Source organism: Cellulomonas citrea (genome assembly GCF_009829685.1).
Classification (GTDB): domain Bacteria; phylum Actinomycetota; class Actinomycetes; order Actinomycetales; family Cellulomonadaceae; genus Cellulomonas; species Cellulomonas citrea.
The window spans coordinates 1-837 of the sequence record NZ_VWSD01000325.1 but is presented as its reverse complement, the minus strand read 5'-3'; the positions used below and the strand labels follow the sequence as shown (position 1 = coordinate 837).

Sequence of the window (837 nt, the reverse complement as noted above, 5' to 3'; positions counted from 1 at the left end):
CGGAGGAGTGTTGCCAACCGCTTGCGCGATGCCCGTCCTGGCTGGCGTGATGCCCTGTCGCACCGCGGCGTACGGGTTGTTGTTCGGCACGCCCCCGTCTCCGGCAGCTGCGAAGATCGCCAATCCGCTGGCACCTATAGTGCCATTTGCAGCGCTGGCGTCGGTAACGTTCATCGCTACACCGGCATATTTGGCGTTCTCTCCGTACAGGGCCCCACCGATATTGACGATACAGGTTCCGGCACATGCCCCCCCGGTTGCGGCCACATCGCCCGACGTACTGCTGAAGATACCGCCAAAGGTGAAACCACCACTGCCCGCTACGATACCAATCTCGCTATTGTCGGGATTGGCAGCACCACCATTGGTTGCAACGGCCCAGCTCATGCCGCCAAGGTCCATCTTCATATTGTAGCCGACCTTGCTGGTCGTGCCGAACAGGATCGAAAGGTCCCCGGTGATCGTACCCGGCGTGGTGCCGCGATTGTCGGTAGCCGAGGTTGTGGCGACCAGATCATATTCGACCCTTCCACTGCCAGGCAGCGCCAATGTACGCTCACCCGACATGACATGATATCCGCCGTTTGCGCCGAGCTGGATCGTGTTATCGCCGAACACGCCGTTGTCGGTCACCTCGCCATTCGTCCAGCGAGCCCATGCAAGCTCTTCAACATCACCGGCTTCAACGATATCTGCTGTGTCGACGCTGACGGTTCCGATCGCGGAGGTCATACTTGTCAGCTCGCCATTCACCAGATCGGCGCTGCCACCGAAGGCTGTGGCGAGCGAACCGTCGCGATAGGTATAATAAACCTGCTCATCGCGCGTACCGGTAAA

General features: G+C 60.0%; 1 protein-coding gene. It reads right to left on the bottom strand.

Going from position 1 to position 837, the window contains the following annotated elements:
- The coding region (locus tag F2B26_RS16490) for a hypothetical protein (protein ID WP_159811169.1) at positions 1-837 on the bottom strand (837 nt) is incomplete at both ends.